The sequence below is a fragment of the Cyanobacteriota bacterium genome (assembly GCA_027618255.1).
In the GTDB taxonomy this organism is placed as follows: domain Bacteria; phylum Cyanobacteriota; class Vampirovibrionia; order LMEP-6097; family LMEP-6097; genus JABHOV01.
In genome coordinates, this window is record JAQCFG010000019.1 from 1 (window position 1) to 13,217 (window position 13,217).

Annotated in this window: 11 protein-coding genes, 1 tRNA gene and 1 rRNA gene; 6 read left to right on the forward strand and 7 right to left on the reverse strand. The window is 40.2% G+C overall.

All coding sequences use genetic code 11. The annotated features are described in order from the left end of the window. On the reverse strand, positions 1-382 hold a 382-nt coding region (locus tag O3C63_04090), incomplete at its 3' end, for a hypothetical protein (GenBank protein MDA0772105.1). Between the two features lie 38 nt (positions 383-420). Between O3C63_04090 and O3C63_04095 the strand changes: the two genes are divergently transcribed. After that, positions 421-723: a hypothetical protein gene (locus O3C63_04095; protein MDA0772106.1), complete on the forward strand. Its 303-nt coding sequence runs from the start codon at positions 421-423 to the stop codon at positions 721-723. Positions 724-1,121: 398 nt separating this feature from the next. On the opposite strand, the gene O3C63_04100 is transcribed toward O3C63_04095, so the two are convergent. The 3 genes from O3C63_04100 to O3C63_04110 all read right to left on the reverse strand — a co-directional run bounded on the left by O3C63_04100 (position 1,122) and on the right by O3C63_04110 (position 4,131). Beyond that, positions 1,122-2,622, reverse strand: a 16S ribosomal RNA gene (locus O3C63_04100). A 291-nt stretch (positions 2,623-2,913) separates the two neighbouring features. Continuing rightward, positions 2,914-3,705 carry a hypothetical protein gene (locus O3C63_04105; protein ID MDA0772107.1) on the reverse strand — a complete coding sequence of 264 codons (792 nt, stop codon included), beginning with the start codon at positions 3,703-3,705 and terminating at the stop codon, positions 2,914-2,916. A 27-nt stretch (positions 3,706-3,732) separates the two neighbouring features. Continuing rightward, on the reverse strand, positions 3,733-4,131 hold the full coding sequence (locus O3C63_04110; protein ID MDA0772108.1) for a hypothetical protein: 399 nt from the start codon (positions 4,129-4,131) through the stop codon (positions 3,733-3,735). 93 nt (positions 4,132-4,224) lie between these two features. Between O3C63_04110 and thrB the strand changes: the two genes are divergently transcribed. The 3 genes from thrB to dusB all read left to right on the forward strand — a co-directional run bounded on the left by thrB (position 4,225) and on the right by dusB (position 7,801). Beyond that, positions 4,225-5,154 (forward strand): homoserine kinase, encoded by a 930-nt coding sequence (gene thrB, locus O3C63_04115; GenBank protein ID MDA0772109.1) that lies wholly within the window; start codon positions 4,225-4,227, stop codon positions 5,152-5,154. A gap of 177 nt (positions 5,155-5,331) precedes the next feature. Beyond that, positions 5,332-6,735, forward strand: a complete 1,404-nt coding sequence (locus O3C63_04120) for a S41 family peptidase (protein ID MDA0772110.1) — start codon at positions 5,332-5,334, stop codon at positions 6,733-6,735. 67 nt (positions 6,736-6,802) lie between these two features. Then, positions 6,803-7,801, forward strand: a complete 999-nt coding sequence (dusB, locus tag O3C63_04125) for a tRNA dihydrouridine synthase DusB (protein ID MDA0772111.1) — start codon at positions 6,803-6,805, stop codon at positions 7,799-7,801. Here the strand turns inward: dusB and O3C63_04130 are convergent. Together O3C63_04130 and O3C63_04135 are read right to left on the reverse strand one after the other, a co-directional pair. Next, entirely contained in the window at positions 7,798-9,150 is a 1,353-nt protein-coding gene (locus O3C63_04130; protein ID MDA0772112.1) for an SAM-dependent methyltransferase, read from the reverse strand. The two genes, dusB and O3C63_04130, sit on opposite strands and share 4 nt — an antisense overlap. Next, positions 9,150-10,139, reverse strand: a complete 990-nt coding sequence (locus O3C63_04135; protein MDA0772113.1) for a hypothetical protein — start codon at positions 10,137-10,139, stop codon at positions 9,150-9,152. Before O3C63_04135 ends, O3C63_04130 begins: the two co-directional genes overlap by 1 nt. Before the next feature lie 158 nt (positions 10,140-10,297). On the opposite strand from O3C63_04135, the gene O3C63_04140 reads away from it, so the two are divergent. Next, positions 10,298-10,374 (forward strand) — tRNA-Asp (locus tag O3C63_04140). A gap of 642 nt (positions 10,375-11,016) precedes the next feature. Continuing rightward, the gene (locus O3C63_04145) at positions 11,017-12,504 is read left to right on the forward strand and encodes a restriction endonuclease (protein MDA0772114.1); all 1,488 of its coding nucleotides are present in this window, start codon (positions 11,017-11,019) and stop codon (positions 12,502-12,504) included. Here the strand turns inward: O3C63_04145 and O3C63_04150 are convergent. Further along, a complete protein-coding gene (locus tag O3C63_04150; GenBank protein MDA0772115.1) occupies positions 12,499-13,200 on the reverse strand; it encodes an IS3 family transposase in 702 nt (233 codons plus the stop codon). The genes O3C63_04145 and O3C63_04150 overlap by 6 nt on opposite strands. Positions 13,201-13,217: the final 17 nt, after the last annotated feature.

Here is a 13,217-nt window from a genome sequence, read left to right on the forward strand (position 1 = left end):
CCAGTTCCAGCGCCAGCGCCAGCTCCAGCTCCAGCTCCAGCGCCAGCTCCAGCTCCAGCGCCAGCTCCAGCGCCAGCTCCAGCTCCAGCGCCAGCTCCAGCTCCAGCGCCAGCTCCAGCTCCAGCTCCAGCTCCAACGCCAGCTCCAGCTCCAGCTCCAGCTCCAGCGCCAGCGCCAGCGCCAGCTCCAGTTCCAGCGCCAGCTCCAGCGCCAGCGCCAGCTCCAGCTCCAGCGCCAGCTCCAGCTCCAGTTCCAGCGCCAGCTCCAGCGCCAGCGCCAGCGCCAGCGCCAGCGCCAGCTCCAGCGCCAGCGCCAGCTCCAGCGCCAGCTCCAGCGCCAGCTCCAGCGCCAGCGCCAGCGCCAGCTCCAGCGCCAGCTCCATTCTTAGTTCATATAACCAATCCGGTAAAATCAGACGTCTTGGTACTTGAAGAAATTATCGCAGCAAAAAGAACTGGAAATGAACTTGCTTTACAAGAAAATACCAATCAATTAATTATTGAAGCAATGTTTGATCTAGTAGATCATAATCATAATAATATCTTAGAGCAAGCTGAAATACTCTCTACACATACAGCTGTTATGCGAGCAAGAAGGAATCAAGATTTGCGATATGATATTAATAAAGATGGCATAGTGGGTCGAGAAGATAGTGCTACTATATACAACCTATATAAAAATCAAAGAAATGGTATACCTGGAAGGTTTCAAATAGTTCATTAGATTTCTTTCAAAACAAACTAAATAATTTAGAATCAACTAAAAGTAGTGATAATTGGGATACAAATTTCTCTTCTAATCTGGATTACTATTTTATCAAACAAAAAAAAGACCTCTCCGAAGAGGGGTCCTTTTAATTTAAAATGTAAACTAAAAACTGAATAATACTATTTATGGTATCCTTGTGCTTATCTTAACTCAAGAGATCATCGACATGCAATCATGGTTTTGATCCAATTTGATTCAATATCACTAACAAACAAGTTTGTAGGTTACCTTATGAACGATTTATCTGTTCTATCACTCCACTAATTAGGCTCTGAGTTGGCTTAAGTATCCAACCTATTTAGTTTCACTGTGATCGACCGTAACAATCTAGAATCTAGACTATTTACTCCATAAAAGGAGGTGATCCAGCCGCACCTTCCGGTACGGCTACCTTGTTACGACTTCACCCCAGTCAACAGCACTGCCTTAGACGGCTTCCTCCCAATAAAGGGTTAGACCACCGGCTTCGGGCATTACCATTTCCCGTGGTGTGACGGGCGGTGTGTACAAGACCCGGGAACACATTCAACGCAGCATGCTGATCTGCGTTTACTAGCGATTCCTACTTCATGCAGGCGAGTTGCAGCCTGCAATCCGAACTGAGATCAGCTTTAAGGGATTAGCTACTTATTGCTAAGTGGCAACCCGTTGTACTGACCATTGTAACACGTGTGTAGCCCTGGCCATAAGGGCCATGATGACTTGACGTCGTCCACACCTTCCTCCGGTTTAACACCGGCAGTCTTGCTAGAGTGCCCAACTTAATGATGGCAACTAACAACGTGGGTTGCGCTCGTTGCGGGACTTAACCCAACATCTCACGACACGAGCTGACGACAGCCGTGCAGCACCTGTCTCCAAGTTCCCGAAGGCACCAAAGTATCTCTACTAAGTTCTCAGGATGTCAAGGCCAGGTAAGGTTTTTCGCGTTGCATCGAATTAAACCACATGTTCCACCGCTTGTGCGGGTCCCCGTCAATTCCTTTGAGTTTCATACTTGCGTACGTACTACTCAGGCGGAGTACTTAACGCGTTAGCTTCGTCACTACAGGGGTCGATTCCCATAACAACTAGTACTCATCGTTTACGGCGTGGACTACAGGGGTATCTAATCCCTTTCGCTACCCACGCTTTCGTCTCTCAGCGTCAGAAATGTCCCAGTAAGCCGCCTTCGCCGCTGGTGTTCCTTCCAATATCTACGCATTTCACCGCTACACTGGAAATTCCACTTACTTCTAACATTCTCTAGTTTAATAGTTTCCGAAGCGGGGATGGAGTTAAGCTCCATTCTTTCACTTCAGACTTATCAAACCGCCTACAGACGCTTTACGCCCAATAAATCCGGACAACGCTTGCACCCTCTGTATTACCGCGGCTGCTGGCACAGAGTTAGCCGGTGCTTCCTTTGGTGGTACCGTCATTTCTTTCGTCCCACCTGACAGCGGTTTACACTCCACAGAGCGTCTTCCCGCACACGGTATTGCTGCGTCAGACTTTCGTCCATTGCGCAAGATTCCCCACTGCTGCCTCCCGTAGGAGTCTGGGCCGTATCTCAGTCCCAGTGTGGCTGATCATCCTCTCAGACCAGCTATTGATCGTAGTCTTGGTGAGCCTTTACCTCACCAACAAACTAATCAAACGCAGGCTCCTCCTTTAGTGATAAATCTTTCAACTTTCGTCATATGGGGTATTAGCCAAGATTTCTCTTGGTTGTCCCCCGCTAAAGGGCAGATTCCTACGTGTTACTCACCCGTCCGCCACTCGTGTATCTCCGAAGAGACCTTACCGTTCGACTTGCATGTATAAGGCATACCGTCAGCGTTAGTCCTGAGCTAGGATCAAACTCTCCATGACATTGCATTTTAGTTTATAGAAATCACAAAGTGATCTCTATTATAATTGTCCTAACTTGCCACCTAATATTCTGGAACACACCTTTGAGACTTACCGTTAGAACGATAAGTGTCGAATGTTCAGATTATCAGATTGGCCTACTCAAATTTAAATTGAACAGGAAATAATTCATAATTCCGTAATATTATTCAGTTTTCAGTCTACTGCCTCTTGTTTATCTTTCAAACTCGAGAATTCAAATACTAGCAAATCCCCAGTATCTATGTGTTAAATATTTGTAAACTTAAGGATTTACTTGGGATTTAATGAATCGTTGAATAAACCTCTCCTTGTTAGGTAAATCAATGAATTCCAAGCTCCAAACAGGCTTAATAGCACAAATAGTGTTAAAACCATGTCAAAAGCTGCTAAAAGACTAATTAGTAAACCCTGTTCACCGATATTAAATCTTGAAATTGGCATTCTCATATGATTTTTTTTAATAGTCGCGACTGGTAATTCCAATTTCTGATTAACAAAATCGATAAATAAAAATGCCAAGATCGCAAGCGGACATATAAACCAACTGGGTACAGGTTTTGCAAGCATCAAAACCAACTGCAGATTCATTGGCATCATAAATAAGGTATCAGCGTCAAAAAATAAATTAATCAGTTGATTCAATGGTGCAAAGCTAATATAAAACTCTGTAACATGCTCATTAAAAAATCCCCAAGCCAAAGCAAAGATATACAAAAAAAGTTTGAGTCTGTCACTGACTTGGTTTAACCAAAACTCTAAGCCAGAAAAATCTTGACGATAACGAGCAAGTTGCTCGGACATAATTGCAAAAACAAAAGATGCTTGCACGGAGATTGCAGCAATAAGCAAATCCATATATTCACCCTTCGCAAAAAAATAAACTGCCAAGATTCCAAGTGAATAAGAAAAATAACAAAGATGATTTGGTTTAATGAATTGAAAATCTGCAATTAATTGCACTAATCTATTGGCACAAGGAGCGACCAAAACACTTGTCCACCATCCATCGTTTGTTTTGATGGTTGCTCTTAATTTTTGAATCTCAGAAAGGTTTTGAAGCAAGGTAACTTCATTTTAACAGTTGTTTAGCTAAACAGATTTTGTTTTTGGTTGCACTAGAATTTCGTCAACAACATCACTCAGATAGACAGCAAGTTCGTGAGCAGACATAAAACGCTCGAGCATTAATTTAAAACCACTACTTTTAATTCGCTCGATTGCAGGTTTTAATCTGACCATTTCCTTGAGCAAATCTTCCTTCGTTGCAAGGTCGATATCATTACTCACTCTTGATTTATCTCGAACATCCAAAAGTCTTTGAAAAGCATCATCAGGAATATTTTTTTTGAGGGCTTCGTGAGCAGCTAAAGCATTAATCTCTCGAGCTTTGCTGCTTAAATAAGTCGGCATCTCGTCAGCGATATCCATAGACCTTAATACTGCTATTAACGCCATACATAAATTCTCTAAAGCTGGATCTCTTGCCATAATAGTCATATTCCACAAGAGAAGATCTTCAAAACATGAGATTGCTCTTATCTAGATAGAGAATTGCTCATGCTTCTATGGTATAAAAAGCTTGTGAAGGAATTTAGAGTAAAAGTACCAGCCAGTACATCCAATCTTGGACCTGGTTTTGACGTCATCGGTCTTGCATTAAATTTATATAACCAGTATCAATTTAAAGTACTAGACAAAAAGAACAGTGAACTTGTGTACAGTTCCAACATAACTGAATCTGAAATTCCATACTCTAAAGACAATTTGGTTTATCGTGCTTTTGATTATGTTTTCAAAAAAGAACAGCAAGAAACACCTTCAATACAAATACATTTTGAAGCGGATATTCCAACAACAGGCGGATTTGGATCTAGCAGTACTGCAATTATCGCTGGCTTAATGGCAGCAAATGAAATACTCGGCAATCCCTATGACCAAAAGAAATTACTCAAAATTGGTACCCAGCTAGATGGGCATCCTGACAACATTACACCAGCTATAGTTGGAGGTTTGGTAGTTTGTATTTATGCAGATAGTCAACATCGTTTTGTGAAATTAGACTGGGATCAAAGTTTATTTTTTGTAGCAGTCACTCCTGATTTTAAAGTTCCAACTGCAAGTGCTAGATCAATTTTACCAAGCCATGTTGAGTTCCAAGATGCAATCTTCAATATTGGCTATAGTAGTCTTTTGGTTGCTGCACTAGCCACTAAAAACACAGAAGTGTTAAAACAATGCTTTAAAGATAGACTACATCAACACTATAGGGCGCAACTAGTACCTGGTATGCAATGTGTTTTGGATTCGGGCGTGGAAGCTGGTGCTATTGGAACAATGCTCTCTGGAGCCGGTTCTACCCTAATAGCAGTAGTTGATAATCAAAAAACCGCAGAAACAGTAGCTCTTGCAATGCAATCATCTTGGTTACAGAGCAGTGTTAAGTCACAGATTAGATATTTACGTGCAATTGAACAAGGAGCAGTTATTGAGGAAATAGCAAATAGGACATAGAGAATCGTCGGAATTTCTCTATTCTCTCTTCGACTTCCTGCGAAAGTTCCCTTTATCTTTACTAACGGAACTAGTGCGCCGCACCGTTCCGACCTTCTTCGTGTCGACATCACTAGCAAAACGGGGTTTTACAGGATGTTTATTCCCTAATTCCCATTCCCTTATATAATGGATCTGATGCGTAAAATTTTCCTACTCATACTTTTGTTTTGTACTATTGTTCCAGTCAATGCTATTCGCATAAAATCGGAGCCTAGAAAAGAAATTGAATATCCCGAAGTTGCGCCAATCAAACTTTACGATAAAGTTTGGAGAATCATCAAAAGCGACTATGTTGACCAACACTACAATAATCAAGATTGGGAAATTTGGAGACATCGCTACGATCCATACCTCGAAACAAGAGCAGAAGCAATAATCGCAATTAAAACAATGGTCACCTCACTTGGTGATCGTTACACTCGCTTCCTTGATCGTAAGGCTTTTGAAGAAGAGAAGGAATCAATTGAAGCTGAGCTTACTGGCGTTGGTATTCAAATTGGCTTGGATAAATCTGGGCAAGTAATCATCATTGCACCTATTGAAGGAACTCCTGGTTCCAAAGCTGACTTGAGACCTAATGACTTAATTGTAGAAATCGATGGTAAAAATACATCTGGATTGTCAATTGAGAATGCAGCCAAAATGATTCGTGGAGCGGTAGGCACAGATGTTGTGCTAACGGTCAAACGTGATAAAGAAAAAATTAGCAAGACAATTACCCGTGCGATAATTCCAATTCGTTCTATCCCTGACGGTCAAGCCAAAATTATTTTTGATGATCTTGGATATATTCGCCTTAGTACTTTTATTTCTAAAGACACTGTTGAAGAATTGCTTGATGCAATGGACAATATCAATGACAAAGCCAAAGGCTTCATCATTGACCTAAGAAATAACCCTGGTGGTTTATTGAATAATGCCATGGTTATTTCAGACATGTTTATTAATGATGGAGTCATCGTCAGTACCGTAAATAAAAATGGCTACGTCAGTTCATTTAATTCTCGCAAGATAGTCTCATCTAATAAACCTCTTGTACTACTGGTAAACAGCAACAGTGCTAGTGCTAGTGAAATTTTTAGTGGTGCGGTAAGAGACAATGGTCGCGCTGAGATTGTTGGTACAACTACTTTTGGTAAAGGCTTGGTTCAGGCAATTAACAAGCTTGGTGATGGTAGTGGAGTCAATGTAACTATCGCTAAATACCTTACACCTAACAAAACCGATATCAACAAAAAAGGTATCAAGCCAGATCATGAAGTTAAATTAGAAAAACTAGATTACGAGCAAAGTCGCGGTCCTTGGTTCTTTGACCCCAATGTAAAATATGGTGTGAGACTGCCAGAAGATGCTCAAGACAAGCAACTAATGAAGGCTGTAGACGTACTTAAGGGCATGATTGGTAAAGAAGCTAAAGTACTTGATAAAGCTGTTCTCGATATCATTACTGCTCTTGACACAAAATACTCTGAAGAGAAAGCTAAGAAAGACGCTGAAAAAGAGAAGAAGAAAGAAGAAAGTAAATCTGACGAGCTATAATTAATAATCAAGTTACATGTCGTTTGAATTAATTTCATCGAGAAACGTAATACTGTAATAACCCGGAATGGATAAGATTACGAAGATAGGCAATCTTGAGCTTAATGGCTACGTCTACATCCCGCCAATGGCAGGAGTGACTGATATAGTTTATCGGCAACTTTGCAGAGAATTTGATCCTAATGTTTTACTTTCTACTGAGATGCTTAGTTCTAAGTCACTCACTTACGCGAAGAAGAATTCTAAAGATCATCGACATAGTGCACGCATGGACATTCCTGAAGGTGATGAGCTGACGGGCATTCAGATTTTTGGACATGAGCCAGAAGTAATGGCAGAAGCTGCTCAAATCGCCCAGGAAGCCGGTGCCAAGTTTGTTGATATCAATATGGGTTGTCCTGTAGCAAAGATAGTCAAAGGCATGGACGGAGCGGCATTGATGCGCGAGCCAGAGCTGGCTGCCCAGATTGTCAGAGCCGTAATCAAAGCAACAAACTTGCCAGTGACAGTTAAAACCAGGTTGGGCTGGTCTGATGAAGAAAAGAATGTCGTTGAGTTGGTAACACGATTTGAAGAACTAGGAGTGCGAGCACTTACTATTCATGGTAGAACCCGCGCACAAAAATATAGCGGGACAGCCAACTGGCAAGAAATAGCCAAAGTAGTTCAAGCCGTCTCAATTCCAGTCTTTGCCAATGGTGACATTAAAGACCTTGATGACGTTGAAGAAGTAATGAGAGTAACAGGAGCGGCGGGAATGGCAATTGCCCGCGCCACCATGGGCAAACCTTGGTTCTCAAAACAAGTAAACCATTTTATTAAAACTGGAGAGAAACTACCTGAGCCTGATGTTGCCACTCGACTAGAACTTGCACTTAAGCATTGCAAAATGCTTATAGAATACAAGGGTGAGAATGTTGGTATCAGAGAAAGCCGTCGCCACATAGTGAGCTACACTAGCGGCATGCAGGGAGCGGGCAAGAAACGTGCCCAAATTGTTGAAGTTAATTCTTATGAGGAAGTTGTAAGGATTGTTGATGAGTTGCGCAAACTCAATCCCAATTAGATATCACCCCAGAAGTCTAGGCAAGTTGCTTTGGCAAGTGCTTCCATCGCATAATTATCTTTTTTGATCATCTTGTAATATTCTGACCAAAACTTATAAGTGGTTGCACAATGAGGCGCTAGCTTAGTGAACTGACGCAATAGCACAAGCAAACTCTCTGGGTCATTACCTTTGATCAAGTGATCGAGTGCCTTTTCTATCTCTAGATATTTAGTAATATTGTTCTCAAGAAGATAGTGCTCTTCAAAAACTGGTCTCACGTCATCTAATACATTTGGGGACTTAGTAATCAAGAGACGCGAGAGATTTTTATCCGGTTCATTAATAATACAACCAAAGTTGCCTTGTTGCTTTTGCAAAGCAAGAATAAACTCACTATCAATTGCATGAGCAACAGAGTTACCAACAACCACATAGCGCTTGTCACGACAAGCAAGAATATCAGAGCTAAGAATAAATGCTCTATCATCAAGCAATCTATTTATATTATCAATGGCTCGCAATGCTGAATAACAATAATAAAATTCTTCTTTACTATGTTTATAAAACTCTTGCAAATGCTCATGGTAATAGCGTTCTGGTTCAGTTTGTATGGACCAATCATAAGGCTGCCAGCTTTCATTAAGCTGCAAGCGTGCTTGGAAAAAATCGTTCTCCAGTAAATCGTAAGCCTGATCTTTTCTTCGATAAGTCGTGAGATAAAGTTCTTCTTGTTGATCTGCTTTGTTACGTAAAACAGTAAGCGGCAAAGCATCTAATACATAATGTAGAAACACAGCACCGACATTGTTTAAATTAAAACGTTTATCATCAAGATTGGTACCCCTACTGGAATTGACAATATCAAACTCAATTAATTTATAGTCATCACCTTCTTCAAACTCATCCAACATCGAACTATCTCTGATTTCTTCGAGATTACGTTTTGAATAATCAGTAATCAACAAACGACACTTACCCTGCAAACCCAATGCCTGAAAGGCGTGCAAGAGCTGGCGCGAGAAACGTCCTGAGCCGGCACCACACTCAAGTATATTTATACGTTCTTTCGAAGAATAGTTTTTGATATTAGCTTTGACAAGATGGGCAAAAGCTAAAGCCGCTTGATAATTAGTACCAACTTTGTGCGGTACTATTTTGGCAGCCCTATTACTCCAAGCCATAATACCTTTGGTTTTGTAGTACTCATCACTAATTGCAAATATTTCTGATTCATCATAAGGTTTGGCTTCATGAATTTTATCAAGCCCAATCATATCTGAATGCGCATTAAATGATTCAATGTCGATATCATTCATGTCAGCATTGACAAGAGCATCAAAAAATTGATCATCGTTCTTTTGATCCATTACAAATAGCTTGCAATATCAATCTCTGTATTAGCAATAATCTCCTGAGTCACAGGGTTTACCATCATCAATTGATAATCATCCTTCCCTTTTATTGATCCCAGTGAGAAAGCAAGCTTAACACTCTCGGCTTTATCTTGCCCTAGGTCTATTAGTCCATTATTAGCAAGTAAAGGATTATTAAAGACAGGCAGAATATGCCTTGTAGAACTGAGCACAAAGTCTCCCATAAATAGTTCGCCAGGACTATTATTAGTGAGTCTCACGTCAAGTAAAAGATAGTCACCATAACTATTGGAGTAGTGCTTAGAAATATTATTAACAGTAATCCCTAGCCCTAATAATTTTGCGCTCATAACTTCAAGTGGCTGCTCCATTATAGGTAAGTCTTCGAGAAAAACAAAATCCGATTCTAGTTTGAGATTAATCGGATCAAAACCATTACTCACCAAATCCTCACCATGATTTTTAACAGTACCCAACAAACCCATTCCAAGTCCAATCCCCGCACCAACCAAAGTGGAGATTCCACTTGTTGCAAATGCAGTGCCAATGCCAGCATACTGCAAGGAATCAACAGCACCAACCAAAGTACTAGCTCCAACTTGACTAGTATCTTCTACTAACTTACGTGCGAATGATTTAATTGCATTTGGATTTTCATCATCTTGCATACTCTCTTTAGAACTAAAATCCGCACTCACTTTGACTGTAGTGCCATCAAAGAACATCAACTTGTTTACGTGCACTTGTAACTTGGCGTCACGCTTAAATGAACTTGGCCTTTGGAGTTCTACTATATTGCCAATAATTCTAGTTCTTGCTGGCACCTTAATAATTTGGCAAGCCTTCTCATCCATGAAAGCACTAAAAAGATCTCCCTCTAAACTAAGTTCAGTATCAACAATCGTCTCAGGCAAAACCCTAAATCTCAAACCACTTGTTTCAACTTTATTAATCTTTAGTTGAAAGATTGGTTGGCTAGACATAGCAAGTGCACTAAAGGGTTTTAGCAATAGAAAAAGATTTATTAATAAAAGGGTATATGCAGATTTATTCATAAATTCCTATGCTAATATTTTACAGCATTGTTTGAAAGACTGTAACTTATATAACTATAAGAAACAGAAAATCAAGATGTATGCGCGGAGGCGTAGCTCAGTTGGTTAGAGCGCTGGTCTGTCACGCCGGAGGCCGCGAGTTCGAGTCTCGTCGTCTCCGCCATTTTAAAACAAAAGAAAGGCACCCCTAGCGGGTGTCTTTTCTTTTGTCTAAGTGCTGAAATAACGAAACTTGAACTTACTGTCTTCACTAGCCACGCCGTAGTCGCGAACAAGGGGTGAACATGGGTAATGTCAGACAAGCACAACTTAGACCCCCGTCGTATCCGAGTGAAATGCATCGCATTTCCGAAGGATGGAGTCTCGTCGTCTCCGCCATTTTAAAACAAAAGAAAGGCACCCCTAGCGGGTGTCTTTTCTTTTGTCTAGACCCCCGTCGTATCCGAGTGAAATGCATCGCATTTCCGAAGGATGGAGTCTCGTTGGCTCCATACAATATCCTCTCTTCTTATTAAAATGGTTAAATAACGAGACTCAAACTCTTGATCTTCACTAGCCCTCCGAAGGCCTTTACGTGGTTGTGGCAAGCCCTTATTTCAAAAACCAAAGCATGACCCACATATCTGGCAAAGCCAGATCTTGCTCGAAGCAGCGTCAAGAAATCTCTAACCGAATTTCTTATTATGGAAAGCTCAAAAAGGCTGACGCGTCCCCTAGTTCGTGAAGATGCGCCCCGTTGGTTGACCAGTAGGAATCCGCCAATCAAGTCTTGACGCATCACCTTGATTTATGTTATCTTGTTATCATGAGACTAGCAAATAAACCCTTTGCCCACAAAATTGGTATCAGCCCTAGTAGATCGAGAAAACTATTTCAATCTATTGGCTTGGATTTTGGTTCTAAGCAGCAAGAACAGGCCATCGAAACAAAACGCGGTCTTCTACATGCGTATAAAGGGAGCGGTCATTTCTATGATATCCCTGGTGCAAATGAGCAAATTTTGAAAGACGCTATGGGTATTTATCCAGTTATGGATATAGATCATGAACAAGCTTTAACTGCTCATAGTCTGAGGTCAAAATCCATCTTTCAAGGACATCAAAATCGAGAGTTAAATACACTAATTGTAAATCTCAAATCAAAAGTACCTGAACTAATGAAACCAGAAGAATGGGAACAAGACTTTTGTACTTTTGAAATACCAGGTTCTAAGGATCAATTAACTGTTTATAGAAGAAGGGCTGATCACAATCATAAAATCATAGCCTTAAAAAAAAATGATGAGGATAAAGTGAGAAGAGCTCTTGGGATTCTTGAAAACATCGATGAAGCTAATGAAATTTCTATACACACTGAAGCTTTTGCCAAACTGTGCAATCAGAGTATGAAGAATATGATTGATCAAATTAAACATCAGCTGGATGAAGCAGATCAAAGCAGCACCGAATTAATACAATTAGGTCAAAATGGAAGCGAATTCACTGTACACAAGAAGTGGAATAAAACAAGACCAGCTTTTGTAATAGCAAAAAATGATTTAAATAAAGCGAGAGATTTTTTTGGAGCAATGGCTGAGTATGATCCTAAAAAAGAAATACGGCTAATAAACCCACTCTATAGGAGCTTGACCGATAGACAGTCTCCAGCTTATCAATTCCTAACCAGAGAAGAATTGTCCTCTCTCATAAAAAAACACATTGAGTCTAAAGTACCCTCTGATGGCAAAAAAGAATTTTGGCTTAATGCCAATAAATCATTTACTGTTTATCATACTAAAAACAAAGGCAGAGTAGCTTTGACCATTGCAAAACATGATTTGCGTAGACTGTTAAAATACATAAGGAACTGTGAAATTGTTAGTTTTAAAGACAGAATTCTTCATGACCTAGATTATAGAAAAGAATTTGATTCTTTAAGAATTAACGACACAGAAACACTTGATGGTATAGAATTTGAAAATTTAATTCAAAAATTATTCCTTGATTCAGGTTATCAAGTTGAAGTAACCCCTACTTCTGGCGACTATGGAGCAGATCTAATAATTGAAAAGGATGGTCATAAAACAGCTATTCAATGTAAACGTAGAAATCGCAAGTCTGGTATCAGAGCGGTACAAGAGATATACACAGCAAAGGATTTTTTTGGAGTAGATTCCGCCATGGTAATAACTAATAACCTGTGTTCTGAACCAGCTAAAAAAGTTGCAAACAAATTGGGAGTCATCTTGATAGATAGAGAGCATTTAAGTGAATGGATGTGTAATAGTCAAAATTTTGATCAACTGTTTTTATAAATCATACATTTTTTCAAAGTGTGATTCTGGGGACCTGACCCTTTTTCTTAGATCTTCTTTGAATCCACAGTAGTATGACTCTTGAAAACCATTTTGCCATGGTGATGCTTTTCTGCTCATTGAGATTTTAATATCATACGACTTGACCAAGGTGGTGTAATCATACGATTGATACTCGCTACCTTGATCACTATGAATGATTTGTGGAATACAACCAGTTCGATGGATAGCGTCTACTAGAGCCGCCTTGACAAATTCCGAAGTATGTCTAGTGCCAAGCTTCCAGCCAACAATTTCTCTAGTATAGAGATCAATTACGGTTGCTAAATAGACAAAGCTTCTATCAAATCTAATATCTGTGAAGTCACTAGCATAAACTGTTCGAGGAGCGATAACAGTCAAATCCCTTACTAGATTAGGATAGGGGGCTTCTGCTTTGCAATCTCTTTTTCTCTTTGGTCTTCGTTTGCTTTGAACTGGATATAAATTAAACTTCTGTTTAATTCTTCGAACTTTATTTTCGCTTCTACCCATTGCAATAGCAATCCTTTCAGTACCATAGCTAGGATTGCACTCCATAACATTTATGACTTCTGTTGCAAATTCTCTATCTTGCTCTGGTTTTTTGCGTTTGTAATAGAAAGTAGACCTGCCTAGATGCAGGATATTCGAGAGTTGAGCTTTGCTGAGATAAATTTCCTCAGAAGAATGCG